Below are 24,710 nucleotides of genomic sequence, written 5' to 3'. Positions count from 1 at the left end.
GGAAAACCAATGAAAATAAGCAATAAAATGATAAGTATAAAAAATTACGATAACTATTTAAATATTGATACCGATGCCGCTAAATATAGAATTGTCTTACTAAATGATGAAATTGTAAGAATTCGTTGTACTTTTGATGAAGAATTTGCGGAGGAAGCATCCTATTCCCTGATTATGACTGCGTGGGAAGACAAAATGGATGGCTTGCTAAGCGAGGAAAGAAAGAGAGTACGGGCAGTTGGAAGCAAATACGAGGATTTAGGCACTTATATTCGGCTATCTACCAAAAAATTAAAAGTAAATATATACAAAGAGCCTTTTGCTATAGAGATTACAGATAAGGAAGGCAATGTGTTGCATTCCGACTTGAAAGAAAAATCCTATGTAAAAGATGCTCACGGAAGACTCTATCATTATTCCTGTATGGATGACGAAGATTGTTTCTATGGGTTTGGAGAAAAAACAGGCTACCTAAACAAGAAGAAAAAAAGATTAAGAATGCACAATGTTGATACTGTAGGATATGATTCAGAGCATACAGATCCGCTCTATAAGCATATACCTTTTTATATCAAATTTAACAAAAAAAATAGCATAGCCAGCGGAATATTTTATCATAATTCCTTTGATTCCGTTTTTGATATGGGATGTGAGAGAAGCGGTTATTGGAATAAGTATAGTTACTTTTGCGCCGACGGCGGAGAGCTGGACGTATTCTTTATCTATGGCCCGAAAATAAAGGATGTTATAAGAAACTACACGGATTTAACGGGAAAAACTGCACTGCCTCCAAAGTATTCCTTGGGATATATGGGTTCAACCATGTATTATACGGAATTGGATAGAAACTCGGATCAAGCTATTCTGCAGTTTCTTGATAAATGCAAGGCAGAAGGAATTCCTTGTGACGGTTTCTTTATGTCATCAGGATATACGACAGGAGAAAATAATAAAAGATACGTTTTTAACTGGAATTTTGATCGGTTCGCAAATCCTGCACAATTTGTAGGTCAAGTAAAGGAAAAAGGGGCTTGTCTAGCGCCCAACGTAAAACCCGGTATGCTGACTTCTCACCCTTTATACAAGGAATTTGCCGCAGCGGGGGCCTACATAAAGGATGAAAAAGAAGAAAAGTCACAAATTGACAGATATTGGGGAGGCCCGGCTTCCTTTGTGGACTTTACCAATCCTAAAGGAAGAGAATTATGGAAAAAGCACCTAAAACAAGCTTTAGTTTCACTTGGGATTACATCGATATGGAATGATAACAATGAATATGAAATAAACAATTCCGAAGCTGTTTGTCATTTTGAAGGTATGAAGCAAAAAGTGAGTGCTTTACGGCCAATCATGCCTAATCTAATGGCTTTTACGGCAAAAGAAACCATAGCGGAAGCAGATCCAAATACAAGACCATATATCATCAACAGAGCCGGATTTGCGGGAATTCAGCGTTATGCCCAAACCTGGGCCGGAGATAACAGTACAAGCTGGAAGAGCTTAAAATTCAATATTCCCGTAATACTTGGAATGGGACTGTCAGGAGTTGCCAATCAAGGCTGCGACATAGGAGGCTTTTATGGTCCGGCACCTGAGCCGGAGCTATTTGTAAGATGGGTTCAGAACGGAATTTTTCAGCCAAGATTCTCCATACACTCCTGCAACAATGATAATACCGTTACAGAACCGTGGATGTATCCATCCTATACAAAATATATTAGGGAAGCTATAAAGCTTAGATATACATTAGTACCCTATTTGTACTCCCTGCTATTTGAAGCATCAACTGAAGGTGATCCGGTCATGAGACCTTTAGTTTATGAATTTGAAAATGATAAAAAAGTGTCTGAAGAAAGCTTTGATTTTATGTTCGGAAGTTTTATATTAGTAGCCAACGTCCTTGAAAGGGGGGCAAAAACAAGAAAGGTGTACCTTCCGGAAGGAGCCGCTTGGTTTGATTGGAATACCAAACAGGTCTATGAAGGAGGGCAAACTATTGAAGTAGAAGTTGCATTAAATTCAATTCCTATGTTCATTAGAAGTGGAGCCATTATCCCGATCAGTGAAGGCTTAATGAATATTCATCACGATTCGATTGATAAACTTAAATTTTTAATAGAACCATCGGAGGAATCCAGCTTTGTATTATATGAAGATGATGGTATTACTAATAATTATAAAAATGGCGAATACTTAAAAACCTTAGTATCCGTGAAAAAAACGGATGGAGTTAAAATTACTTTTGAAAAAGAAGGTAACTATAACAAACAACCTAAAGAAATTAATATCGATTTAATATGCAGAGATGTAGCCCCGGTCCAAATATGCTTAAAAGATATTAAGCTGCCCATGTTACTGGATAAAAAACAATGGGAATTAAGCGAAGAAGGCTGGTATTTTGACACCGAGCAAAGAATAGCTAAAATAAAATATCCGAATCTCGGTGAAAATTATGATCTTCATGTTAATTTCAGTGTAAAGGACTTAATTTCCATTTAATTGGCGAACTGGACTGGGACGATCGCCGGCCGAGGCTCCCCGCCCGGATTCGTCAGCATCCGTTTTCTTCGCTCTTTAAATGTGCCGATTTCTTTACATGTTTGAATTAATATGACAAATCCAGATTTAGATGACAAGCCGCTACGATAAATTTCATTTCAGCTAAAAACCACCGGATTCCAAGTTTCACTGGATTCCGGTGGTTTTTCTGTTTGTAGTTTCTAAGGCAATGACGAGCCTTTTTGTTTGGCTGAGGACTTAGTTTATTGCTTATGTACATAGGACTGACAAAATCTTAGAGTGGTCAATAAATTTCCTTTATGAATAAAAGAAGGAAATTTAAGGATTTTATAGAATTTACATATAAAGGAATTGAAAATCAGCAAGGCTAAGCAAAAGAAAGGGGTAATTTTTTTGATCAAGCGGTCTTTTTATTATCTGTGGGGGTCTCAGACGATCTCCAATGTTGCAGATATTATCTACATGTTGAGTATAACGGTATTGGTGTTCAGCTCTAGCAATTCTTTAATGCAGACCACTTTGATTCCGCTGTTCCGTTTGTCAGCCCAAGTGGTTAGCGGGCTGGTCGCACCTATAGTTCTCAGCCGATTCAGGCTCACGCGGATTTTGCTGTTCTCCCAACTAGGGCAGTTTATCATTTTTACACTGCTGTTTCTTTACTTGTGGACCAACCCCGGGCAAGGGTCGTTTCTTTTCATTTTTGTGATGGTGTTTGGCATGTCCTTTCTGGACGGCTGGACCAACCCGGCGCGAAATGCGCTTGTCCCCCGCTTGGCCAGCGGTGAGGGACTCATGCGCGCGAACAGCTTGGTAGCCGTCAGCGATCAGGTAGTTAAATGTGCAGGATGGGCGCTCAGCGGGATTGCTGTAGCCTGGCTCGGTTCACTGAATACGCTTTTGATCGCATCCTGTTGTTATTTGTTGGCTGCAGCGGTCACTACATTCATTCGTGATCCGCTGGATGATCGGGAATCCGGCTCCGAATCTCCAATACCCGCGACTCAGCCGCCGGCAGCAGCCGAATCAAAGGGCTCGCATTGGAAAGAACTTGGGGCAGGATGGCGGATTATTTGGCATAACCGCCGCATTCGTTCTCTGATGATCGTGGACAGTATAGACACCATTGGGGGAACCTCCTGGCTTGGTGTATTTATTCTGGCGTATGTAACTCAGGTGCTGCATAAGGATGCAAGCTGGTGGGGGTTTATGAATGCTTCCTTTTTCTCCGGGATGATTCTGGGCGGGCTGGTTGTTGTTGGTTTGGTCAAACGGTTGCAAAAAAACAGTTATTTGTACATGCTGGGAGCATTGTTCGTGTATGTGCTGATTACGGTAGTGTTTGCTCTCAATACGATTCCGGCCGCTGCGCTTGTTCTTTTTGCCGTCTCCGGATTACCGGTGCAAATGGCCGGGATTATTCGCCGTACCTTGCTGCAAACAAGTGCTCCGGCGGCTCAGCTCCCCAAAGTAATGGCAGGGATTGACGTGCTTACGAACCTTGGCTTTGGTTTATCTTTATTGTTCCTGGGTTGGTATGCGGACCGTTTTGGAATGGTACAAGTGTATTTGCTGGCTGCGGCTATGACGACAATTGCTGTCTTGATCGGGTTGTTCTATCGGAGGGATTTTCAAGAAAGTGCGCAAGTGGATCATCCAACCGTCAAGGGTTCAGGGATTTGAAGCAGTGCCATTCGTAATACGGGTCATACGTCATCAAGAGTATGGCCCCAGTTCGGATTTTTTCGAAAGCCTCCTTAAGGTGTGGATGAACAAATACATTTTAAAGGCATTTAGTTCAAGAAGGGCGTTCCCGAAGTGTTGGGGAGCGCCTTTTTTAATGAAATGAAATCGGGATTTTTTTGGCTAAAATAACGTAATAAGGAAAAAATGTGCAAATCACATATCGGCTATTCGGCTATTATGTTGACGGGGGGCTTGCGGATGGCGGAAAAAGGGAAGATTTCTGCGGGGCGGGATTTATGGCTGTCGCCTGTGTGGTCGCACCTGGCCGGTATCGCCTTCGTGCTGGCCATGCTGCAGCTCGGCCGCATGTTTCCGGGAGAGACAAGCATCGCTTACAGCAAGCGGGTGTTAGAAAAGCTGCCGGGTAAAGCGGCGGGGCTTATCATCGTGTTTTACACCGCTTACCTGACCAGCGTTATTCTACGGATTTACAGCGATTTTATTTCCTCCGTATTTTTGGAGAATTCCCCCTCCCTAGTCACCGCCGGCGGAATAATGTTTCTTGTGGCGTATGCGGTCAGGGGGGGAGGTGCTGGGGCGGCTGGCCCAGCTGTTTCTGCCGGTTACGATCGTAGTGTTCGCGCTGCTGAGTATTCTCACCATCCCTGAATGGAACGTATCAAACGCTCTGCCGATCATGGGGAACGGACCGATTCCTTCGCTTAAGGGAGCCATCGTTCCGTTCACCTGGTTCTCCGGCTATCTTTTGTTGGGATTGTATTTCCCGTTATTGTCGAATCAGCGGAAAGCGGCGTTTTTCGTTTTGACGGCCTGGTTTGGGGAAATGATTACACTTGCGGCGTCCGGACTTGTGTCCGTTTTTCTTTTTGGCGAGTATGCCGGTACATTAAACTATCCGTTTATCGAAGTCGTTCGTTATATTGGACTCGGTGAGTTCTTTCAGCACATTGACGCCTTGCTGCTGGCTGTATGGCTGCCGGGGACGTTTATCGAATTGGCCGCGTATTTCTATGCGGCGGTGACGGGAATGGCCGAATGGATTGGACTCAAGGATTATCGGGCGCTTGCCTTTCCGCTTGGATTTTTGGCTTTGGTCGTGAGCTTCTGGGGCCTTTCCGGCGCTGCTGATTTTGCTCATTATTTGGCGACGAGTCATGTTTGGTTCGATTTTTCGCTGGTAGTGTTCGGCTTTATTCTCTTCCTGACGGCATGGATCCGCGGCAAACTGGGGGCTCTAAAACCAAATAGAGTGCAGGAGAAAGATGGGATGTGATATCAAAAAACCGCCGGAGGATTTCTCCGGCGGTTTTTCTCATGCCAGGACGGGGTTATTTCATCCCTGAGATCGAATAGTTTTCGATGATGTGTTTCTGGAAAATGATAAAGATGATGATAATCGGTACGACCATAAATGCCGAACCCGCCATCTGCAGCGCGAAATTTCCCGCGTACTGGCCTTTTAGCAGCTGCAAGCCGACCGACAGCGTATACAGCTTCTCGTCGTTGGCGATGATGATCGGCCAGAGGAAGCTGTTCCAGCCGGCGATAAAGGCCAAGATTCCCTGCACAGCCAGGATGGATTTGGAGATCGGCAAGGCGATTTGCAGGAAGATACGGAACTCTCCGGCGCCGTCCAAACGGGTCGCTTCCAGCAGTTCGTCGGGAATCGTCGACATAAACTGGCGGAACAGGAAGATGGCAAAGGCGCCAACCATGCTCGGAAGCGCGATCCCCACCAGCGTATTGGTCAGACTCATCATGTTCAGGATCAGATAGACCGGAATCATCGTGACCTGACCGGGAATCATCATGGTGGCCAGCACGAGGTAGAACAAGCCGTCCCGGCCTTTAAACTGGTATTTGGCAAAAGCAAAGCCGGCTAGCGCGTTCAGGAACAATCCGAGAAAGGAAAAGACGACGATGATCAACGTATTGCGCAAATAAATGCCGAACTGCATATTTTCAAACAGCTCGCGGAAGTTGTTCAGGGTAAACTGCTGCGGCCACAACGTTGGCGGAATTTGCGCCACTTCGCTTTCCGTCTTGAACGAGGACAAGATCATCCAAACGAACGGCAGCAGCATCAGCAGGCCAAGCACGCCCAGCAGGATACCAAACAGCCATTGCAGCGTTTTATCGCCAGAGGTTTTGGTTTTCATGCGTATACACCTCCCGGGATGGCATCAGACATCCGCTTCCTTATTTTGGAATTTGTATTGCACGAGCGTAATCAGGATTATCGCAAAAAACAAAATAAAGGATCCTGCCGCGGCATATCCGAATTTACTGAATTGAAAACCGTTATTGTAAATAAACAGGGCCACGGACAGCGTACCGTCGAGCGGACCGCCGTTGGTCATGACGAACGGCTCTTCGAAGAATTGCAGCCAGCCGATCATCGTCGTCATCGACACGAAGAAGATGGCAAAGCGCAGCAGGGGGATGGTGATCGACCAGGTTTGCCGCCACGCGCTGGCTCCGTCGATTTGCGCCGCTTCGTAATACGTCTTCGAGATGCCTTTGAGCGCGGCGATGAAGATGAGCATGTTGAGGCCGATTGCCCGCCAAACGGCCAGGATGATCAGCGAAATTTTCGCCATGACCGGATCCTGCAGCCAAGGGACAGGCCCCAGGCCAAGCGAAGTCAAAATATAGTTGAGCAGCCCCAGCGACGGGTTGTACAGATAGCTCCAGACGACGGCGACCGCCACGACGTTGGTGACCGACGGCATATAGAAAATAACCCGGAACGCTTTGAAAATGCGGGCTCTTCCGGCGTTGATCAACAGAGCGATCATGAGGGAAATGACGATCACGAGCGGAACGCCGATGATAACGTAGAACAAGGTGTTGAAAATCGATTTTTGAAAAGAAGGATCTTGCAGAACTTCCTTGTAATTGTCGAAGCCGATGAAGCTGATGTTCGAATAGTCGGCCAGTCCGGCCATATCCATGTCGGTAAAGCTGATGACGAGCGCGATGGTGATCGGCAGCAGCGAAAATAATGCCAGCAGAATCAAAGTCGGCGCAACGAATACATAAGGGGCGTTTTTTTGCGATAAGCCTTTCATTGAGAATCACTTCCTTTATTTATGCGCTTCTTAAACCTAGGCCAAACCGCGGTTTGCCGGGCAGCCTAGGCTGCCCGGCGGGTTTCGGCGGTATCGCGGCTGCTGTTATTTGTTCAGGATTTTCTCCGCTTCGGCGTTGAAAACGTCCATTTCGCTTTGGACGTCGGCACCTCCGCGGACGATGCGTTCAAAGCTCTTCAAATACGTTTGGGCAATTTGTTCCCAGCTTGTCAATAGCGGCATCGGTTCGGAATGCTCAAGCTGTTGCTTAAGGGCCTGGTAGCTCGGATCGTCTTTCAACGACGGGTCTTCCCACGCTTTTACGTTAGTCGGAAGCGATTTGGTCAACTGCATCCACTTGACCTGCGTTTCCGGTTTGCTCATATATTGAATGAACTTCAATGCCTCATCCGGATGTTTGGTATATTGGAATATCGACAAGTCGGAGCCGCCCAACGCCGAGATGTTGTTCTTTTTGGCCGGCAGCGGGGCGACCGCCCATTTTCCTTCGAGTTCCGGGGCTTGCGTTTGGATCAAGTTGATATTCCAAGGACCGCTGATGAACATCGGAACGATGCCATCGCCTCTAAGTCCCTGCACCGCGTCCAACCCCGCGTCGACAGGAGCCGAACCGTCCTTGAAGAATCCGTCCAGATATTCAACGGCCTCCACGAACTCGGGCTGGTTGAACAGCGGTTTGTTTTGGTCGTCCAGCAGCTTGGAGCCGTTTTGGCGGGCGAACATAAACGCCAGCGATTGCTCTTTCATGTCGATGCTGATGCCGTATTTGCCTTGGCCGCGTTCAGCCAGCTTTTTGGCGGCGGCGCGCAGCTCTTCCCAGGTTCTCGGGGCTTGATCGTACCCCGCTTCTTTAAGCAGGTCGGTGCGGTAGAACAGCACGCGGGTTTCGGTATACCACGGAATCCCTACGATTTTCCCGTCGTACTTTGTCGTGTTCACGGCACCCGTAAAAAATTGATCCTCTTTGAACTCGGGATATTGATCCACCAGGGAAGTCAAATCAAGCAAGGCTCCGGCGCCCGCAAACTCCGGAATCCAGGTCGTTCCCATCTGGATGACGTCCGGCCCTTTCTTCGAAGCGACGGCCGTCAGCAGCTTGTCGTGCGCATTGGACCATGGCAGGGCCTGAACGTTGACCTTAATGTCCGGGTTTTCCTTCATGAAATCGCCGGCAATTTGCGGCAGCGCTTTGGCTTCATCGCCCATCGCCCACACGCTGATTTCTACCTGCTTGGTGCCGCCGGAAGCCGTGTTGTTGTTTGACCCGCAACCGGTAAGAATGCCGGCGAGAACCAGCGAGCTTGCCAAAATAGTCGTTGCTGTTTTTTTCCACATAAGGATCGTCCTTTCTTCAATAATTGCTGTAAGTAATATGAGGATTCCAGAAGTGAATTTATACAAAAAAGCTTGTAAACTAGCTGACGGGATAAGCACCTCCTTGCCTTCGAGTGAAAGTCGTCCCCTTGTCGTAAACTAATGGTGTGCCAATGCAAGCGGCACGGTTCTCTTGGAACGTTTCGATTTCAATGAAGATAGATTGTTTTATCCGTAAACGAGAAGCTAGTGAAACGTTTCGATTCATTATAAAACAGAATGTAATCGTATTCAATAGATTTTTTTCGGCAATATAAATTTTCTTAAAATGTTAAATTGATTATATTAGAACGTTTCGACAGTTTATGAAATCGCATTCAATTGAAATTGACGTATTCGAGGATTCGATATATAATCCACTTATTCCGTAAATTGAAACGTTTCGATTATCTTGTGATATCGTTAAGTATGAATAAGGGTGGGGATGAAATGAAGCGGCAACCTATCGAGACTTATGTGGAGCAAATGACGCTTGCGGAAAAAATCGGCCAGCTGCTGCAATTGGCGGTGCCGTTTTTCGAAGGGGCCAAGACGGAAGGAGAAATCACCGGCCCGATGGAGGGGCTGGGCGTTTCCGAGGAAACCGTGCGGAATACGGGATCGGTGCTCGGATTGTCGGGGGCGCAGGAAGCCATCAACGTTCAACAGGCTCATTTGCGTAAAAACCGTTTGGGCATTCCGCTGCTGATCATGGCCGATATCATCCACGGTTACAAAACGATTTTTCCCGTTCCGCTGGCCATCGGTTGTTCCTGGGACTTGAAGCTGGCGGAACGAAGCGCCGAAATCGCCGCCCGGGAAGCGGCGGTTTCGGGCGTTCACGTCACGTTCGCCCCGATGGCCGATCTGGTGCGCGATCCGCGCTGGGGGCGGGTTATGGAAGCGACGGGGGAGGACCCGTTTTTAAATGGAGAATTTGCGCGGGCGTTTGTGCGGGGCTTTCAAGGCAAGGACCTGCAAAACGACACGAGCCGCGTCGCCGCTTGCGTCAAGCATTTCGCCGCCTACGGCGCGGCGGAAGGAGGCAGGGACTACAATACGGTCGACCTGTCGGAACGGCAGCTGCGCGAATACTATTTGCCGGCTTACAAAGCCGCGCTGGATGAGGGCTGCGAAATGGTCATGGCCTCGTTCAATACGGTGGACGGCATCCCTTCGACCGGCAACAAACGGCTGCTGCGCCGGCTGCTGCGCGAGGAATGGGGGTTCGGCGGGGTGATCATTTCGGATTGGGGCGCCGTCAAGGAACTGATTCCGCACGGCGCCGCCGCCGACGAGAAGGAAGCCGCCTTGCGCTCCATCGAAGCGGGCATCGACATCGAAATGATGACGACCTGCTATATGAAGCATTTGGCGGAGCTGGCGGAAAACGGCGTCATCGAGGAAAAGCTGATCGACGAAGCCGTGCTGCGGATTTTGCAGCTCAAGCAAAAGCTGGGATTGTTCGACAATCCGTATCGCGGAGCCGATCCGGCGCGGGAAGCGGAAATCGTGTTTTGCGGCGAGCATCGGGCCGTTTCGCGCGAGCTGGCGGCGAAATCCTGCGTTTTGCTAAAAAACGAAGGGGTGCTCCCGCTGCGGCGCGATCAATCCATCGCGCTGATCGGTCCGTTCGCCCAAAGCGGAGACATTCTTGGGCCGTGGTCGTGGCATGGGTCGACCGAGGCCGCGGTCCGTTTGCACGACGGCATCGCCGCCAAGATCGGCACGGGCCGTATCGCCGTCGCCGAAGGCTGCGGCATCGAGGAGGCCAGCCCCCGGCAGCTCGCAGCGGCGCTTCGGGCGGCGGAAGGCGCCGACGTCATCGTGCTGGCGCTGGGCGAAAGCTCCGAGATGAGCGGCGAAGCGGGCTGCCGGGGAGATATCCGGCTGCCGCAGGCGCAGCTGGCGCTGATCGAACGTCTCGCCGAGCTCGGCAAGCCGATGGCGGCCGTGCTGTTCAACGGCCGGCCGCTTGACCTGCACGGCGTAGCGGACCGCGCCGATGCCGTGCTCGAGGCCTGGTTCCCCGGCAGCGAAGGCGGCCACGCGATCGCCGACCTGCTGTTCGGCGACGTGCAGCCTGCAGGCCGGCTGACGATGTCTTTTCCCTATGCGGCGGGACAGATCCCGGTTTACTATAACAGTTTCAATACCGGCCGCCCCAAGGATGCGCCGGACGCGCAGGTGCGTTACGTGTCGCAGTATCTGGACATGCCCAACGAACCGTTGTATCCGTTTGGATACGGTCTGAGCTATACCGCGTTCGCTTACGGCGAACCCGAGCTGTCGTCGCCCGAAATGACCCCGGACCGGCCGCTGACGATCAAGGTGAAGGTGACCAATACCGGAGCCGTGGCTGCCGAAGAAACGGTGCAGCTGTACGTTCGCGATTTGGCGGGGGATGTGGTGCGTCCGGTCAAAGAGCTGAAGGATTTCCGCAAAATCCTGCTGCAGCCGGGGGAGGCCCGGGAAGTGGCGTTTGCGCTGACAGAGCCGCAGCTGCGTTACCATCATGCCGATTTGACTTTTGCAAGCGACGCGGGGGATTTTCTCGTTTACGTCGGACCCAACAGCAGAGACGCGGCGGGCCTGCGCTTCAGTCTGCGCTTATAGCTTGCTTATAGCCTATAGAAATAAATGAATGAGGGAGTGGGGATTATGGCGGAAATGGAGGCGAAAACGGTCCTTCAAGCGGGGGATTTGGCCTTTGCGTTATGGAATAGCGGCGATATGTACGAAATGAAATACCGGGAAACGATGATCAACCAGCTGTTGTCCGGTCCGGTGGAAGGCTCGCTGAACAATCTTTATTTGCGGCTGCACCGGCCGGAAGGCATCCAAGCGCTTCCCCTGCTCGGCGTCCGCTCGAACGGCCGGGTGAAAAGCGGCGCGGAGGCGGCTGTTTGGGACGGCGAGGCCGCGGGCATCCGCTGCCGGGTCGTTTTGACGCTGGACCCGCGGGGCGTTTGGTTTTGGGACGTCCGGCTGGCGGGGCAAACCCCGTACGAGATCGATGTCGTATACGGCCAGGATGTCGGCATCGCCGAACAAGGGGCCGTGCGCAGCAATGAAGCGTACTTATCGCAATACATCGACCACGCCGTCTTCCGGCACGCGCGCTGGGGAATGGTTGTCTGTTCCCGGCAAAACCAGCCGCAACGGGGGAAATTCCCGTATTTGCAGCAAGGTTCGCTGACGGGGGCCATCGGGTTTTCGACCGACGGATTTCAGTTTTTCGGGCTATCGTACAAGGAAACCGACCGGCCTGAAGCGCTGGCCCGGCCGGACCTGGCGGGCGATATCTATCAATACGAGTTTGCGTACACGGCCCTGCAGTCGAAACGGCAAATCTTGTCCGGAGAGGCACGGTTCGTGTTTTACGGATTGATTCAGGAAGACCATCCCGCGGCAATCGAGGCGCTGGAGCACGAAGAGCTGATAGAGGATGCTTGGCGCAATGTTGAATCCAAAGCGGCCGCGGTTTCGGCGGCGAATGCCGCCGCTGCGGCGGTGCCGGCATCGCGGGCTGCGGCGATCGGCGAGCCGCTCGGTACCGAGCCGATGGATGAAGCCGAACTCGAAACATTGTTCCCGCACCGGCATCATGAGGAGCGCGAGAACGGGACGCTGCTGTCTTTTTTCACGGATACGCATGAGCATGTCGTACTGAAGGAAAAAGAGCTTCGGGTGGAGCGCCCGCACGGCATCATCCTGATGTCCGGCGGCAATGACCGGATGAACGCGGACGTCATCACGACGACCTCCTATATGTACGGCGTTTTTAATTCACAAATCGCGGTCGGCAATACATCGTTCCACAAACTGGTTTCGAACGTCCGGAACGCGCTGAACGTTTCCAAGGCGTCGGGGCAGCGGATCTACGTGGAAATGGACGGGGTTTACCGGCTGCTGACGATGCCTTCGATGTTCGAGATGGGCTTCAACTATGCGCGCTGGACGTATAAAACGCCGGACGACACGATCATCGTGACGAACCATACGGCGGCGGAAGCGCCGGAATTGACGCTGCGCGTCGCTTCCGCCAAGGGACGGGCCTACCGGTATTTGGTGACGAACCAGATCGTCATGAACGATCATGAATTCTTGCTGCCGTACCGGATGGAGCAAGGGGAAGGAACGCTGACGTTCCGGGCCGACCGCGCGGCCATTTCCGCTGCGGTTTATCCGGATTTGGCCTACCGGATGCACGTTGCGGGCACGGACTTCCAAGTATTTGATGAAAGCAAGCTGGCTCCCGGCGCGGAGCCGGGCAGTTCCTCGCTGGTGGTGCTGGAAACGGAGCCAAGCGCGGAATGGACGCTGACCGTGCAAGGGCTGCTGAACGGCGGCGAACCGCCGCTGTCCGGCCGCGGGGAGCGGGAAGAGATCGCGCGTTACCGCGATTTTCTGGGCCGGGTCATGAACGGGTTCCGTTTGACGGCGGAAGGCGAAGCCGCGGAGGAACTGCAAAAGCTGAACGCGCTCGCCTGGTGGTACACGCATAACATGCTGGTGCACTTCTCCGTGCCCCACGGGCTGGAGCAGTACGGCGGGGCGGCCTGGGGAACGCGCGACGTTTGCCAGGGACCGGCGGAATATTTTTTGGCTACGCAAAAATATGGGGTGGTCAAGGACATCCTCAAAACGGTGTATGCGCACCAATACGAGGAGGACGGCAATTGGCCGCAATGGTTCATGTTCGACGGTTATTTCCGGATCCAGCAGGAGGAAAGCCACGGCGACATCATCGTATGGCCGCTGAAAGTGCTGGGCGATTATTTGGCGGCCACCGGGGATTACGGGATTCTCAATGAGGAAGTTCCGTATACGTTAAAGGAAGGCTTCGAGCCTTCTGCGGAAACAGCGGCGATCCGCGAACATGCGAAGAAGGAGATCGGCTACATCCGCAGCCGCTTCCTGCACGACACGTTTTTGTCGTCCTACGGGGACGGCGACTGGGACGATACGCTTCAACCGGCCAACGCCCAGCTCAAACGGTACATGATCAGCAGCTGGACGGTGGCGCTGACGTACCAAACGTTCCGCGGGCTGGCGGAGGCGCTGCCGGCTGAGGAGCAGGCCTGGGCCGACGAGCTCGCGGACCTGGCGGCGGGCATCAAACGCGATTTTAACAAATACATGCTGGACAGCGAAGTGATTCCGGGGTTCGTGTACATGGAAGAGCCGGGGCAAGCCGAGTTGATGCTGCATCCGGCGGATACGAAAACGGGCATCCGCTACCGCCTGCTGCCGATGACGCGCAGTATGATCGCCGAGTTGTTGACCGCCGAGCAGGCGGAAGCGCACTACGCTCTGATCAAGGAAAAGCTGTATTATCCGGACGGGGTGCGCCTGATGGACCGGCCGGCGAACTACCGGGGCGGCGTCAGCGCGCATTTCAAACGAGCGGAACAGGCTGCCAACTTCGGACGGGAGATCGGGCTGCAGTACGTGCACGCCCATATCCGCTTCATCGAAGCGATGGCTAAGTTGGGGAAAGCCGAGGAAGCCTGGAAAGGATTGCATATGATCAATCCGGTCGGCCTGCAGGAGGCCGTGCCGAACGCCGAACTGCGGCAAAGCAATACGTACTTCAGCAGCTCGGACGGCAAATTCGCCACCCGTTACGAAGCGGACGAGCGGTTTGACGAACTGCGGCGCGGCGCCGTGCCGGTGAAAGGCGGCTGGCGGATTTACTCCAGCGGCCCGGGGATCTACATGAATCAGCTGATTTCCAACTGTTTAGGCCTCCGCCGCCATGGGGAAGATCTCGTCATCGATCCCGTGCTCCCGCCGCATCTCGACGGGCTGCGGTTCGACTTCGCCCTGATGGGCGTCCCGACATGCTTCGTTTACCGCATGGACGGCCAGGGACGCCGGGTGCGGATCAACGGCCGGGACGTTCCTGTCCGGGAGAACCCCGGATATTACCGCAGCGGCGGGGTTCGCCTCCGCCGGCAGGATTTTGCGTCGGCGGGGACCACGGATCATAACGTCGTTGAAATCTTTATGTAATTGAGGGGAGAAATTTTGTGGTTAGCATTAAGGACATTGCCAAACAGGCCGGATTTTCCATCTCCACGGTATCCCTCGCCTTAAACGGCAGCCCGAAAGTCACGAACGAGACGAGCGCGAAAATCCTCGCCGTCGCCGAACAATTGAATTATGTGCCCAATGCTGCCGCGCGATCCTTAAAAACCCGGGAGTCCAAAATTATCGGCGTATATTTAACCGACTTCAGCGGCGCGTTTTATGGCGACCTGCTGCACGGCGTCAAAGAGGTGCTGAGCCGGAAGGAATACGACATGGTCGTGTGCAGCGGCAAGCAGTCCCATCGTCTGCTTCCGGAGCGCATGGTCGACGGGGCGATCATTTTGGATGAGACGTTTTCCAGCGAGGAGCTGCTTAAATACGCCGATCTCGGGCATAAAATCGTGGTGCTCGACCGCGAGCTGGACCACCCCAACATCAATCAAGTGCTGCTGGACAACAAGGCGGGCGCCGCTTTGGCCGTCGAGCACCTGATCGAGCAGGGTCACCGCAAGCTCTACGTCGTGACGGGCCCGAAGGGTTCGTACGATTCGAAGCAGCGGCTGAAGGCGGTGAAGCAGACGGCGGACCGTTTCGACGGAGTGGAGCTGGTTGAAATCGAAGGGAATTTCAACAAAGCCGACGGGGAACGGGCGGCCAAGCGGATCCTTCGGGAATACACTTCTCCCGTGGCCGTCTTTTGCTTGAACGATGAGATGGCGATCGGGCTCTACGATGCGGTGAAGCATACCGACTATGTGATCGGCAGGGATATTCACGTGATCGGCTTCGATAACATCGAATTGTCCGAATACACGGTGCCGCGGCTGGCGACGATCGATTACTCCAAACGCAAGTGGGGGGCGCTGGCCTCCGAGCAGTTGCTGAAGGTGCTGGCCGGCGAACCGGTCGAGCACGAACGAATATACGTGACGCTGGTCAACGGCGATTCGGTGGGAAAAGCATAAGCCGGCGCGTCAACGCCTATATACGCCAAGCGGTTTCCAAAGAGTCCTGTTCTCGTATGACCGCTTGGCGTTTTTTTATGTGGAAATTGAAGATTTGTCCGTGTAGATCTTTATGATAATATATTGGTGAAACGTTTCGATAAAATAAAATTCGAGAGGAGCACATGAATGAAAAAAGGAAGACTCATTAGTTTCATGTTGATCGTTGGCCTTTTAGCAAATCTGATGGTAACTCCGCTGGCCTCAGCCAGTATTGGCGGAAATCAAACTGCTTTTCGCGCAGAACTGAAAGCGATTGCAATCAAGACTTATAAGTATTTTCAGGACCATACGGATCCGAAAACGGGAATGACTTATGATGAGGTGCGCGTTACGGAAGACGGAATCAAAGAAGTAAAGCATACCTCGCCGACAAATATCGGCATGTATATGATGAGTACGGTTTCAGCGCATGAATTGGGCATTATTTCAAAAAAAGAAGCAGTTAAGCGCATTCAAACCACTTTAAATACGCTCGAAAAGCTGGAAAAATGGAACGGCTTGTTCTACAACTGGTATAACACGGATGACGGTTCCATTAAGAAAGATTGGGGGCAATTTATCTCTCAGGTGGATAACGGCTGGCTTTCCGCAGGTTTAATTGTCGTCGGGCAAGCGTATGAAGAACTGCGCGGGCAAACAAGCAAGCTGGTTGAGAACATGAATTATGCACCGTTATATGATCCGGAAGTCGGCCAATTCCGCGGCGGCTATGATGTCGCTCAAGGCAAACTGACCGATCATCATTACGGAATGTTTTACACGGAACCGCGCGTGGCCAGCTATATTGCCATCGGAAAAGGCGACGTACCTAAGGATCATTGGTGGAAAATGTATCGTACATTGCCGAAAGAATGGGATTGGCAAGCTCAGATTCCGCAAGGACAAAACGCGCAGTATGATGGAGTGACCGTTTTCGAGGGGCACTATGAATACAATGGCGTAAAGTTTGTGCCAAGTTGGGGAGGAAGCATGTTTGAAGGACTTATGCCCGGAATCGTATTGAAAGAAAAAGAGTTTGGCACAAAAGCATTGGGATTAAACAATAAACGTCATGTAGAGCTGCAAATCGCCTATGCCAAGGAAAAAGGCTATCCTGCGTGGGGGTTCTCTCCCTCTGCAACGCCGACCGGATACAGTGAGTTTGCGGCAACACCGCTGGGTACATCAGGCTATAAAGACGGAGCGACCGTAACTGCGCATGCTGCATTTCTTGCTCTGGAGTATGCGCCCGATGCTGTGCGGGAAAACATCAAAACTTTCAAAAAGTTGAATATGTACGGCAAATACGGGTTCTATGATTCTGTGAATGTAGAAACAGGAGAACTTGCTAAAGCCTATCTGGCACTTGATCAAGGGATGATTATGGTGTCCATTGCCAACTATGTCAAAGATGGCGTCATTCGCAATTATTTCCACAGTGATCCGATCGGCCAAAAACCTGAGGTATTGTTGGAAAGAGAAGTATTCTACATTCAATAAAAAAATGGCACCGAATCATTACGATTCGGTGCCATTCTATAAGGACTCTAAATGATACGCGATTGGTCCCCGTCAATAGTTGTTGACTTAGCGTTCAAGAATTGATATGATGCATCCATGAGCAGACCAAGGGAATTTGATGTCGATCGTGCGCTGTGCCAGTCTATGGAAGTTTTCTGGGTGAAAGGCTTCAAGTCGACTTCCTATGAAGATTTGACGCGTACGACGCAAGTGAAGAAGCAAAGTTTATATTGCGTATTCAAGGACAAACGCGACTTGTTTTTAAAAGCGCTGGCGCTGTATCGCGAACGGAGCGTAGCCATCCTGGAAGAGTTGGCCTCCGAGGAGCTGCCTCCATTGCGAAAACTGGAGTCCATCTGCGAAGCTGCGCTTTATCCGCATGAAGAGGCCATGCGCCGGGGATGTTTTATGGTCAATACCGTGCTGGAATTTGGAGCCGACGATCAGGAGGTCAACCGCGAGGCTGAGTTGATGTCCGAACAAGTCGAACGCATCTTTGAGAGGGTCATCCGCAGCGGCCAGGAGCGGCAGATGATTACGACGCGCCAGACCAGCAAGGAACTTGCCGCTTTATTGAATAACATGCTTAACGGCGCGAAGGTCATGGAGAAGTCGGGCGCTTCCCGGGAGCGGATCGATGCGGTGCTGCGTTCGACTATTGCCCTGCTGGCATCGGAAAATGCTTGATGGACTGGAGGGGTCAGGCCAAGAATGCCCCAGAATGCTGATTTGTGGAGTGAATGGTTGAAGTTGCCGGACCTTCACTCTGCGACATAGGTAGTTAGCGTGCCAAATCCGCTTAAGCTCTTCGTCGGAACTGCAAGATCGGGGTGTCTAATTTTTTTGTGTTTTTATTGACTGCGCGGTCAAGTATGTGGCGGTCTAAAAGCAAGGTAAAGGTGGTGATGCTTAGCGCTGGTGCGGAAAAGCATATTTTTTTGTGATTTTCTTGACCGGGGAGTCAAGAAAATCGGGCCAAGAAGAAACAACCATAAAAATTGATTTGGAGGTTTTTTATGACTTATTCTCAATCCACCCAATCCACCCAATCCACCCAAGCTTTGTTTCAACCGTTCACCATCGGGAATATGACGCTGCCTAACCGTATTGTAATGGCGCCGATGACCCGGCAATTTGCACCGGGCGGCGTGCCCGGTCCGGATATGGCCGCTTACTACCGCCGCCGGGCGGAAAACGGCGTCGGACTGATCGTAACCGGAGGTACGCTGATCGATCATCCGGATACGTCCCATATGGAGAACATACCGCGGTTTTTCGGCGAAGCCGCATTAGCCGGCTGGGCTAACGCAGCGGCCGCGGTGCATGAGGCGGGCGGACGGATCATCCCGCAGCTTGCCCATATAGGAGAGCGGGGCCATGTCGGGGATTATTCGGAAGCGGAGCTCGCCGATATCGTTCAGGCATTCGCACGGGCGGCCTCCGCAGCCAAGCGGATCGGCTTCGACGGCATCGAGCTCCACGGCGCGCACGGATTTTTGATCGATCAATTTTTCTGGGAAAAGACCAACCCGCGCAACGACCGTTACGGCGGCGACATCGCCGGGCGCACCCGGTTTGCGGTGGAAGTCATCGAAGCCAGCCGCCGCGCTGTCGGCCCGGATTTTCCGATCGGGCTGCGCTTCTCGCAATGGAAGATGAGCGACTACACGGCGAGACTGGCTGAAACGCCGGAAATGCTGGAACAAATATTGGCGCCCTTGGCCGAGGCCGGGGTTGATATGTTTCATCTATCTACACGCCGTTTCTGGGAACCCGAGTTTGCGGGCTCCGAGCTGAATTTGGCCGGATGGGTCAAAAAGCTGACGGGGAAGCCGACGATTACGGTCGGATCGGTTGGCCTGGACGGCGGCTTTGCAAAGCCGGACGGAAAGGATGCGGGAGCTGAAGCCATCGGCGCGTTGATCGCAAGGCTGGAACGTGGAGAATTCGATCTGGTGGCCGTAGGCCGGGCTTTGTTGGCCGATCCCGCTTGGGCAAGCAAGATTCGCGACGGCCGGTTCGACGAATTGATCCTCTTTACCCCCGAGGCCGAGCAAACACTGTATTAAGCTCCAGCGAATATTTCATCTCCATATCAAAAGTTGACCCTAACGAGTGCGTTAGGGTTTCTTGTTACATCTGAAACATGGCTCAATCTACAAATCGGCGCTTAACAGTCGGCTGCTGGGTCAACCGCTCCCCCGGACTTTTGAATAGCGGCACTTTTTGTACTTATTATCCGTTGGCCTGGCTGGTTCATTCCCATTAACGGCATTTTATGCACTAGCGTTGCAAGAACACTAACATCAATTTTCAGCAAAACCCACATTTGGATTATTGAAACTATAAATGGATTTTTTTACAGTCATTTTTTAAGCTTAAGACCAAAAAGCCAAGGTTACCTAATGCGTAGGTCGCGATGTCCCATTAAATGTATATAATGGATATTATTCCTTGAACTTGCTTGGCTTAATTATCCCAACCATTGTGCGCACCGATAACGCTTTGGGACCTGACCCCGGACGTCTCCCCGGACTACTTCGACTGGGTTTCCGATCCAGTTCGGTTCGAAAGGATCGCCATGAACGGTACAAATACTCGCGGAGAATCCGGAGCACTTGCCAGTTTGTTTTTGCCGTTTGGGTGCTGTGCCGGATGTGCTCCACGAGCAAGGCAGTAATTAAAGCCAAGAATAATTGGTTCCAAATAGCCTGTGGTTTATGACTGTGCAGCTTCTTCAATCGCAAATGTTGCTTCAGCCATTTAAAATACAACTCGATGAGCCAGCGATTTTTGTAGATCTGCGCGATTTCTTCAGCGGTCTTATCCCATACCGATGTAAAAATACGATAAGTCCGTTCCTGCTCGTCATAAAACTCCACCAAACGAACGGAATGTTCCATGGATCGGAAGGAACTGCCCACGCAAACCTTGGCGTCCCGCGTGATGTTCGAGCCTTCCGGAACAGGATACTCCTCAATGACGGTGGCAAGCGCGCGATCTCGCATACGGATCACAAACTGGATGTTGTCCTGGACCCATTGATCCATCCGGGCATAATCATCATAACCGCGATCCATCACATAAATCGCATCCGAGGGGACGACCAGTTCAACGGCCCCCGCACGATCCCCTACATTGAGCGAACTGGGGATCATGGCATCAGGAAATAGCTTGTCGGGAGCTGTAACAACGAGGCGCAGATGCATCTTGACGCCGCTACTCTTATTTGACATCTTGGCCCAACTTCCAAGTTGAAGCGGCAGTCGAATGCTGGAAGAATCAATGATGTGCAATTTCCCGCTCTGGCCCTGGTGGCAAGCACGTTGCTGTGTTTGTGATGCCAGATGCTGAAACATCCACTCCAACAGCTCCGTTGGGATCTGATCGAGTTTTCGGGATAATTGCGAGCCGCTGATACTCTCCAACTGTAGAAGCTGCTGAAGTTTCGGCTCAGCACGAAGTGCAATTTCCATTTCACCGTAAGATGACCATTGTTTCAACTGAGCATTGATGAAGAGCATGATCGCTTTCATCGTGGTAAGTTTCTTGGTGTAATGGTCGAAGAGTAAACGTTGATGCACATCGATGGGCAGTAAGGAAATCAGTTGACGAATGACCGTTTTAGCTTTAACGTTATCCATGGATGGTCTCCTTTTGTAGAGAGTTATGGACAACGTACCTACCTCTTTACAATAGGAGATTTTTTATGCTTTTTCCATGAAAAATGATCATAATTACCCATATTTAACTAATATTTGATTATTCGCGTTAGGTTTTATGCAACGCTAGTGCATTTTATGTACCTATTCCGGGTGAGCGATCAGAAAGCGGGCATTTCCTGACGATCCTAAGAAAATAGCGCCATAAATCGCCGCTATTTCTCTCAAATGGCCGGGGATCGCCGAAATAAAGACACTTTATGCCCTTATTTAGTCGCTGGAGTTGCTCTACTTTAATGACGGCGATATGTTTTGGGGACATTCGATCATAGTGCGGGGTCATTGCGACGGCACGTTCGAGCCGGCTGAAATAGCCGGGTAATTCCGCATCCCAACCGGTCATCGCCGTGAAAATACAGCCCGGCCAGCTTTAATAAATCTAAAGACCGCTGACAATGATCCGGGGGGCCATGTCAACGGTCTTGTTTGCGTAATAAGAAAGCGGATGGACTGGGGCGTTACTGTCTTATAACGGAGCGAACGGCATTTTTCCAGCCGGAATAATTGCTTTCCCGAAGTTGCTCGCTCATGACGGGCTGAAATGTCTCGTAAAGATCCGCGTCGGCGCTTATTTGGTCCAAACCGCTCCAAAAACCGGTCGCCATGCCGCCGAGATAAACGGAGCCCATGGCCGAAAGTTCGGGACAAGTGGAACGCGTCACTGCCTGCCCGAGAATGTCGGCTTGAAATTGCATCAGCCAAGGGTTGGACGATGCGCCGCCGTCCGTGCGCAGCCCGCGCAGCGGCATCGCGGATCGCTGTTCCATAAATTCCACGGCGTCGCGCACCTGGTATGCGATGCTTTCCAGCGCAGCGCGCAGGATATGGGCTTTGCCCGTTCCCCGGTTCATGCCGACAATGGCCGCCCGTGCGTTAGGGTCCCAGTAGGGGACGCCCATCCCGACGAAAGCCGGGATCAAGTAAACGCCTTCATTGGAGGAAAGCCCGTCAATCGATTGTTGCAATTCCTCAAAGGTCGAAAACAAACCCAGATTGTCCCGAGTCCATTTTATACTGTCTCCGGACGAACGAATAACCGCTTCCAGAGCATACGTAACCTTTCCGCCAGCGCCCCAGGCTATGGCGGTTACGAGCCCCGCGCCGCCGTCAACAGGTTCATTCCCCACGTTCATCAGGACCGAGGTTCCCGTGCCGTACGTCGCTTTTGCCGTTCCCGGTGCGAAGCACAAATGGCCGAACAACGCGCCTTGGGAGTCGCCGATGATGCCGGCGATGGGAACGGGGGAGGATAAGAGGCTGTCATCGCCGGTGTAACCGACGATATCATCCGAGGCTTTCACCTCGGGAAGCAGGGAGATGGGGACTCCGAACAGATCGGCCATTTCCTCATCCCATTGCAGAGTGTGAATATTAAACAGGGAGGTGCGGCTGGCGTTGGTGTAATCAGTAGCGTGCACCTTGCCGCCGGTCAGCTTCCATACCAGCCAGCTGTCCATAGTGCCCGCAAGCAGCCTGCCTTCCTGCAATAAGCGGGGGGCTTCCTCCGCATGGTCGAGCATCCATTTAAATTTGGCCGCGGAGAAATAAGGATCCAGCAGGAGTCCGGTTTTGGAGCGGACCCGCTCTTCATGGCCTTCGTCCTTCAGCCGCTCGCAAGTTTCGGCCGTTCTTTGGCACTGCCAGACGATGGCGTTGTATACCGGACGCCCAGTGGCCTTATCCCACATCACGGCGGTTTCGCGCTGATTCGTAACGGTTAAAGCCGCGAGTTCCGCGGCGGAGACATCGGCCTGCCGCAGAACCTCGCGAATACAGCTTTTTACGTTGTCGTAGATTTCGAGCGGATCATGTTCCACCCACCCGGGGCGGGGATAGATTTGTTTGTGCTCCAAAGAGGAGCGGGCGGTCACTTTCCCCTGACGGTCGACCAACAAAGCTTTGGTGCCCGAGGTGCTTTGGTCCACCGCCAAAATATATTTTTGCTTTGCTTCCATCGGCCTCACCTTATCTTTTGCTAATCAAATCAAGCGCAACCTGCTTAATGTTGTCCCCGGTGATGCCGTAATGCCGGAACACTTCGGCCGTCTTGCCGGCAATGGCCGGTTCGTCCGGGATGCCGAGCACCTTCATCGGAACGGGATGGTTCTGAACGACAACTTCCGCGACGGCCGCGCCAAGTCCGCCGTAAATGCTGTGCTCTTCCACCGTGATGATGGCTCCCGTTTCTTTTGCCGCCGCGATAATCGCTGCTTCATCCAACGGTTTAATGGTGTGCATATTGAGCACCCGGCAGGAGACACCTTCCGCAGCCAGCGCTGCGGCGGCGTCCAAGGCGACGCGCACCGTTTCGCCGGCGGCGATGATCGTGACGTCCTTGCCGTCTTTCATCGTTACGGCCTTACCGATTTCAAACGGATAGTCGCCGGACTCATATACATCCTCGACCGGGTTGCGGCCGATGCGGACGTACACGCCGCCATCGTATTTCACCAACGCTTCGGTCAGTTTTTTCGTTTCGTGGCGGTCGGCGGGAAGCACGATGGCCAGGCCCGGAATGGCCCGGGCGACGGCGATGTCCTGTACGGAGTGGTGGGACATGCCCAGCGCGCCGTAGCTTATGCCGCCGCTGATTCCGATCAGCTTGACGTTGGTGCGGGAGTAGGCGACGTCGACCTTGATTTGTTCAATGCTTCTCATGCTGAGGAAGCAGGCCGGCGAAGTGACGAACGGCTTTTTGCCGCTGTGGGCCAGGCCGGCCGCCATGCCGACGATATTTTGCTCGGCGATGCCGACCTCGACGAACTGCTCGGGGTAGGTGCCGGCAAAAGGGGCCATCGCCGCCGAGCCGCGGGAATCGCTCGCCAGTACCATAATATCGCGGTCTTCCTTGGCCAGTTCCAGCAGCGTCTCGCAAATTACTTGACGATTCGGAATTGTGTTCATCATTCATGCACCGTTCCTTTCTGCGTTAATTCTTCGATGTAGGCCTGCAGTTCGGCGTGAGCCAAGCGAAGCTGTTCGTCGTTGGGCACATGGTGGTGCCATGCCGGCACATTTTCCGCAAAGGAAACGCCTTTGCCCTTAACCGTATTGGCCATGACGAGGGTTGGCTTGCCCGTGGCTTCGGGAATGGAACGCAGCGTGCGAACGAGTTCGTCCATATCGTTGCCGTCGATGGAAACGACGTGCCAGCCAAAGGCGGCCCATTTTTCTTCCAAAGGCTCAAGCCCCATGACGTCCTCGGTGGGACCGCTGATCTGCAGCCGGTTGCGGTCGATGATTCCGACCAGGTTATCCAGCTTGTAATGGGCCCCGGCCATGGCCGCTTCCCAGTTCGACCCTTCGGCCTGTTCGCCGTCGCCCATCAGACAGAAGACGCGATAGGAGCGTCCGTCCCGTTTGGCGGCGAGCGCCATGCCGACCGAAATCGGCAGGCCGTGGCCCAAAGCGCCGGTGTTCATTTCGATGCCCGGTACCTTATTGTTGGGATGGCCGATCAGGCGCGTGCCGAATTGGCTGTAAGTTAGAAGCTCCTCTTTCGGGAAAAAGCCGAGATCGGCCAAAATGCACCAGAGCGATTCGACGGAATGGCCTTTGCTGGCGATAAAACGGTCGCGTTCATCCCATTTCGGATTCGCTGGATCGATGTTCATAATTTCATAATAAAGGGCCGTCAAAATGTCGGTGTTGCTGAGCGACCCGCCGGTGTGGCCGGTTTTGGCCCGGTGAATAATGGTCAGAAGGTCCATCCGGATTTGCGCGGCTTTGATTTTCAGTTCTTGAATGTTCATGGTTTCCTTATGTCCTCCTTGAAA

General features: G+C 52.2%; 16 protein-coding genes and 1 pseudogene. 10 read left to right on the top strand and 7 right to left on the bottom strand.

All coding sequences use genetic code 11. From position 1 onward, the window contains the following. The first annotated feature begins 9 nt into the window (after window positions 1-9). The 3 genes and pseudogenes from NYE74_RS22905 to NYE74_RS33385 all read left to right on the top strand — a co-directional run bounded on the left by NYE74_RS22905 (window position 10) and on the right by NYE74_RS33385 (window position 5,497). Window positions 10-2,499: a glycoside hydrolase family 31 protein gene (locus tag NYE74_RS22905; protein ID WP_036623904.1), complete on the top strand. Its 2,490-nt coding sequence runs from the start codon at window positions 10-12 to the stop codon at window positions 2,497-2,499. 414 nt (window positions 2,500-2,913) lie between these two features. After that, the gene (locus tag NYE74_RS22900) at window positions 2,914-4,200 is read left to right on the top strand and encodes an MFS transporter (RefSeq protein ID WP_036628354.1); all 1,287 of its coding nucleotides are present in this window, start codon (window positions 2,914-2,916) and stop codon (window positions 4,198-4,200) included. Between the two features lie 207 nt (window positions 4,201-4,407). Further along, window positions 4,408-5,497 (top strand): annotated as a pseudogene (locus tag NYE74_RS33385) (GerAB/ArcD/ProY family transporter). Window positions 5,498-5,552: 55 nt separating this feature from the next. Here the strand turns inward: NYE74_RS33385 and NYE74_RS22885 are convergent. From NYE74_RS22885 to NYE74_RS22875, 3 genes are all read right to left on the bottom strand, one after another. Continuing rightward, entirely contained in the window at window positions 5,553-6,383 is an 831-nt protein-coding gene (locus tag NYE74_RS22885; RefSeq protein ID WP_036623903.1) for a carbohydrate ABC transporter permease, read from the bottom strand. Window positions 6,384-6,407: 24 nt separating this feature from the next. Next, the gene (locus tag NYE74_RS22880; RefSeq protein ID WP_036623902.1) at window positions 6,408-7,295 is read right to left on the bottom strand and encodes a carbohydrate ABC transporter permease; all 888 of its coding nucleotides are present in this window, start codon (window positions 7,293-7,295) and stop codon (window positions 6,408-6,410) included. 105 nt (window positions 7,296-7,400) lie between these two features. Then, window positions 7,401-8,651 (bottom strand): sugar ABC transporter substrate-binding protein, encoded by a 1,251-nt coding sequence (locus NYE74_RS22875; RefSeq protein ID WP_036623901.1) that lies wholly within the window; start codon window positions 8,649-8,651, stop codon window positions 7,401-7,403. A gap of 468 nt (window positions 8,652-9,119) precedes the next feature. Between NYE74_RS22875 and bglX the strand changes: the two genes are divergently transcribed. The 6 genes from bglX to NYE74_RS22845 all read left to right on the top strand — a co-directional run bounded on the left by bglX (window position 9,120) and on the right by NYE74_RS22845 (window position 19,281). Then, window positions 9,120-11,285: a beta-glucosidase BglX gene (gene bglX, locus NYE74_RS22870; protein ID WP_036623900.1), complete on the top strand. Its 2,166-nt coding sequence runs from the start codon at window positions 9,120-9,122 to the stop codon at window positions 11,283-11,285. A gap of 45 nt (window positions 11,286-11,330) precedes the next feature. Then, window positions 11,331-14,687: a GH36-type glycosyl hydrolase domain-containing protein gene (locus NYE74_RS22865; protein WP_316560739.1), complete on the top strand. Its 3,357-nt coding sequence runs from the start codon at window positions 11,331-11,333 to the stop codon at window positions 14,685-14,687. A 17-nt stretch (window positions 14,688-14,704) separates the two neighbouring features. After that, window positions 14,705-15,670, top strand: coding sequence for a LacI family DNA-binding transcriptional regulator (locus NYE74_RS22860; RefSeq protein WP_036623897.1), 966 nt, complete (start codon window positions 14,705-14,707; stop codon window positions 15,668-15,670). Window positions 15,671-15,838: 168 nt separating this feature from the next. Then, window positions 15,839-17,191: a glucoamylase family protein gene (locus tag NYE74_RS22855; protein WP_316560737.1), complete on the top strand. Its 1,353-nt coding sequence runs from the start codon at window positions 15,839-15,841 to the stop codon at window positions 17,189-17,191. A 117-nt stretch (window positions 17,192-17,308) separates the two neighbouring features. Then, complete coding sequence (locus tag NYE74_RS22850; protein ID WP_316560736.1) at window positions 17,309-17,899, top strand: TetR/AcrR family transcriptional regulator; 591 nt, start codon at window positions 17,309-17,311, stop codon at window positions 17,897-17,899. A gap of 329 nt (window positions 17,900-18,228) precedes the next feature. After that, a complete protein-coding gene (locus NYE74_RS22845; protein WP_036623892.1) occupies window positions 18,229-19,281 on the top strand; it encodes an NADH:flavin oxidoreductase in 1,053 nt (350 codons plus the stop codon). 378 nt (window positions 19,282-19,659) lie between these two features. Here the strand turns inward: NYE74_RS22845 and NYE74_RS22840 are convergent, their stop codons facing one another. Then, window positions 19,660-20,856, bottom strand: coding sequence for an IS4 family transposase (locus NYE74_RS22840; RefSeq protein ID WP_115311341.1), 1,197 nt, complete (start codon window positions 20,854-20,856; stop codon window positions 19,660-19,662). A gap of 301 nt (window positions 20,857-21,157) precedes the next feature. On the opposite strand from NYE74_RS22840, the gene NYE74_RS22835 reads away from it, so the two are divergent. Next, window positions 21,158-21,256 (top strand): DUF2262 domain-containing protein, encoded by a 99-nt coding sequence (locus NYE74_RS22835; RefSeq protein WP_304363942.1) that lies wholly within the window; start codon window positions 21,158-21,160, stop codon window positions 21,254-21,256. Between the two features lie 136 nt (window positions 21,257-21,392). Here NYE74_RS22835 and glpK read toward each other — a convergent pair whose 3' ends face one another. From glpK to NYE74_RS22820, 3 genes are read right to left on the bottom strand one after another with little or no spacing between them, the layout of a single operon-like run. Next, window positions 21,393-22,889: a glycerol kinase GlpK gene (gene glpK, locus NYE74_RS22830; RefSeq protein WP_036623891.1), complete on the bottom strand. Its 1,497-nt coding sequence runs from the start codon at window positions 22,887-22,889 to the stop codon at window positions 21,393-21,395. A 10-nt stretch (window positions 22,890-22,899) separates the two neighbouring features. Further along, window positions 22,900-23,838, bottom strand: a complete 939-nt coding sequence (locus tag NYE74_RS22825; RefSeq protein ID WP_036628353.1) for a transketolase family protein — start codon at window positions 23,836-23,838, stop codon at window positions 22,900-22,902. Continuing rightward, complete coding sequence (locus tag NYE74_RS22820; protein ID WP_036623890.1) at window positions 23,838-24,686, bottom strand: transketolase; 849 nt, start codon at window positions 24,684-24,686, stop codon at window positions 23,838-23,840. Before NYE74_RS22820 ends, NYE74_RS22825 begins: the two co-directional genes overlap by 1 nt. Window positions 24,687-24,710 lie beyond the last annotated feature (24 nt).

Source organism: Paenibacillus sp. FSL P4-0127 (assembly GCF_038007325.1).
GTDB classification, from domain to species: domain Bacteria; phylum Bacillota; class Bacilli; order Paenibacillales; family Paenibacillaceae; genus Fontibacillus; species Fontibacillus macerans.
The sequence above is the reverse complement of the archived record's forward strand: the minus strand, read 5'-3'. Positions and strand labels throughout refer to the sequence as shown.